This window comes from Segatella copri (genome assembly GCF_019127135.1).
Classification (GTDB): domain Bacteria; phylum Bacteroidota; class Bacteroidia; order Bacteroidales; family Bacteroidaceae; genus Prevotella.
In genome coordinates, this window is the sequence record NZ_JAHOEA010000116.1 from 1 (window position 1) to 3,274 (window position 3,274).

Sequence of the window (3,274 nt, forward strand, 5' to 3'; positions counted from 1 at the left end):
ACCAGGAGCGTAGCCAGTATTTCCCTCCCCGCCAGGTATCCACCATCTTCGAATATCTGGGCGAGCCGGGGGCGGAATAGGGAATGTTGAAAAGGTAAAAAGGTAAAAAGGTAAAAAGAGCCTAGCGGAATGTTAAGCTAGGGTGCTCTTTTTACCTTTTTTTTAGGGGACCAGCGATGGAATCGCTGGGGACGGGGGTGCGAAGGGGGTAAGGCTCTTTTTACCTTTTTACTTTTTTACTTTTTTACCTTTTTACCCTTTATTTCAATAACTTTTTGTAGTCCTTGTCAAATCCTTGAGGATGACGTCCGATGAAAAGAACATTGAGTAAGCAGTTGGCTGCCAGTTCTACATCATTGAGATCAGCGCCTTTGCCTTTTTTGACTTCCTTTCCCAGGCATACATCCCATGTGGACTGGAAACAGCTATCATTTGCTCCAACAAACATATCATTTGAGTTGGGATCTTCCATCAGTTCAAACTTGATAACCTTTTTGGATGTGATAGGTTGGATATTGCAAAGCATATCGAATGCTTTTTCAAAAATATCGCGATGCAACTGTGCATTTGGAAACATCACATTGACTGTTGGAAATATCTCTTCAAATTCAAACGACTGCAATAGCTGGTAGAGTTTCATATGCTTATACCTTATTATATATATAACATTCAGTTTATCAACTCTCGTTGTGAAGACTAGAACTTAGCCATTTTGATAGCATCTATAGCACACTCATCACCCTTGTTACCCAACTTGCCGCCGCTACGATCCTTAGCTTGCTGCAGATCGTTGGTAGTCAAGAGACCATAGATAACAGGAATTTCCTGAGTAGCATTCAGACGGGCAATACCGTAGGTAACACCCTCGCAGATGTAATCGAAGTGAGGAGTTTCACCACGTATCACACTACCTAAAATGATGACTGCATCATAGCCGCCATTCAAAACCATTTGATGGGCTCCGTAGATAAGTTCAAAGCTGCCTGGAACAGTTTTCACATGGATATTCTCAGTGAGTGCTCCATGTTTTTCGAGTGTTTTTACTGCTCCGTCGAGCAAAGCGCCCGTTATCTCAGGATTCCATTCTGCTACAACGATACCAAAGCACATGTTACTGGCGTCTGGTATTTTAGTAAAGTCGTATTCAGATAAATTATGAAGTGCTGTTGCCATATTGATTTCGAATTGTTATCAGTACAGATTAGTTAGAAGCGCGCTCGATGTACTTGTCGATTTCGCCACTCTGTACGAGCATAGCGTTAACATACTTCTTCTTTGCATCCTGATAAAGCTTCAAAGCTTCGTCTTTCTTACCCTGGCTTTCGAGAATCTCGCCTGCCTTGATAATGAATGTAGGAGAAAGACTGTTGTTTGTACCATCTTCGGCCTTGCTGTCAGCCATAGAAGCAGCCTTCTTGAAAGCATCTACAGCCTTGTCGAGCTGGTTGAGATGCGCATAAGCATCACCTAAGGCAGCTTCAGCAGCAGGACTGATCATCTGGTCATCTTCTGAAGAGAAAGATTCCAGACTCTTCTGAGCTTCTGCCCATTTGCCGAGGTTTGCATAGCAAAGACCAGCATAGAGGTTTGCCAGGTTACCTGCATCTGTGCTGCTGTATTCGTCAGCAATCTTAGTAAAACCTACATAGCCAGCGCCATCACCCTTCAATGCCTGCTCATACATCTGGTTAGCAAAGTAGGTCTGACCCTTAGCAAGCATAGTGCTAGCCTTGTCCTCACGAGGACCTGAGATCTGAGATACATAACCGAATACACCTGCAATGATAACAATGATAGCTACTACTGCAATGATAATTGCCTTCTTGTACTTCAAGAAGAAGGCCTCACGAATGTTTAGGCTCTCTGTTTCCTGAGCCTGTACGTTGTTGTTTGCCATTTTTATTTTGCTTTTTTTATTATTCTATACTTTTTAGTTTCTGGTTTTGGGGCAATCTGTTCAATAGAAAGTTAGCTTTCAAATTGTGGAATGCCGCTAAACTTCTGCAAATTTACTCAATTTTATTCAATTATTGAAATTTCTAGCCTATTTTTTTTGTTTTTTCCTCTTTTTCTGCTAACTTTGCACTATAAAAGCAGAAAAGAGACTATGATTTTAAAGAATATTTCCATTATTAACTTTAAAAATATAAAGAGCGCCAACCTGGAGTTGTCGCCCAAAATCAATTGTCTGATAGGACATAATGGCATGGGAAAGACTAATTTCCTTGATGCCATCTACTATCTCTCTTTCTGTAGGAGTGCCTATAATTCTATCGATTCCCAGATTATTACTCATGATGAGCCTTTCTTTATGCTGGAGGGAAATTATGATAATGATAAGGGGGAGATAGAGAATGTTTACTGTGGCATGAAACGGGGTACCAAGAAGCATTTCAAGAGAAACAAGAAGGAGTATAAGCGTCTTTCGCAACATATTGGGCTTATCCCTCTGATTCTGGTTTCTCCATCTGATGTTTCTCTGATAGAAGGAGGAAGTGAAGAGCGCAGAAAACTGATGGATGTGGTCATCTCTCAGTATGATTACTCTTATATAGAGGCTTTGTCCAACTATAATAAGGCTTTGCAACAGAGAAATGCTTTGCTGAAAATGGAGGAGGAGCCTGATATTACGCTGCTGGAACTTTGGGAGCAGCAGATGGCGAGTAATGGTGAATTGCTGTACCGGAAACGGCAGGCTTTCGTTGACGAACTGGTTCCGCTGTTTCAGCAGATTTATCAGCAGATTTCGGGTGATAAGGAGCAGGTCCGTCTTCACTATGTTTCTCATTGCCAGAGAGGTCCTTTGCTGGATGTTATCCAGCGCGACCGGTTTAAGGACCGTGCTGTAGGGTATTCTCTGCATGGTGTTCACCGTGATGATCTGGAGTTTTTGCTGGGTGATTATCCGATGAAGAGAGAGGGAAGTCAGGGGCAGAATAAAACTTTCGTGATTGCCCTGAAGCTGGCTCAATTTACTTTCCTGCAGCGCACGAGTTCCAATACGCTTCCTTTGCTCCTCTTAGATGATATTTTCGATAAGTTGGATGCTCAGCGGGTTGAGGCTATTGTGAAACTGGTTGCCGGTGACCATTTCGGACAGATTTTTATTACGGATACGAACCGTGATCATTTGGATAAGATTCTCCAGAACATGCAGGGAGATCATACGATATTCTATGTAGAGAATGGGGAAATAATGAAGTAATTCAAGTTTCGCAAGTGGTTCAAGTACGGGCTGAAGGCCCAAAAGCTCCTAGCCCAGGGCATCGCCCTG

General features: G+C 42.5%; 4 protein-coding genes. 1 reads left to right on the forward strand and 3 read right to left on the reverse strand.

The genetic code is table 11. The annotated features are described in order from the left end of the window. Window positions 1-259: 259 nt before the first annotated feature. Genes KSW37_RS15260 through KSW37_RS15270 form a run of 3 tightly spaced genes read right to left on the reverse strand, consistent with a single transcriptional unit; the run spans window position 260 to window position 1,897 of the window. Window positions 260-640, reverse strand: coding sequence for a hypothetical protein (locus KSW37_RS15260; RefSeq protein WP_118064247.1), 381 nt, complete (start codon window positions 638-640; stop codon window positions 260-262). 56 nt (window positions 641-696) lie between these two features. Next, window positions 697-1,173 carry a 6,7-dimethyl-8-ribityllumazine synthase gene (ribH, locus tag KSW37_RS15265; protein ID WP_006846254.1) on the reverse strand — a complete coding sequence of 159 codons (477 nt, stop codon included), beginning with the start codon at window positions 1,171-1,173 and terminating at the stop codon, window positions 697-699. Between the two features lie 28 nt (window positions 1,174-1,201). Beyond that, complete coding sequence (locus tag KSW37_RS15270; protein WP_022120150.1) at window positions 1,202-1,897, reverse strand: tetratricopeptide repeat protein; 696 nt, start codon at window positions 1,895-1,897, stop codon at window positions 1,202-1,204. Window positions 1,898-2,107: 210 nt separating this feature from the next. Between KSW37_RS15270 and recF the strand changes: the two genes are divergently transcribed. Further along, complete coding sequence (gene recF, locus KSW37_RS15275) at window positions 2,108-3,205, forward strand: DNA replication/repair protein RecF (RefSeq protein WP_217315200.1); 1,098 nt, start codon at window positions 2,108-2,110, stop codon at window positions 3,203-3,205. The last annotated feature ends 69 nt before the right edge of the window (window positions 3,206-3,274 follow it).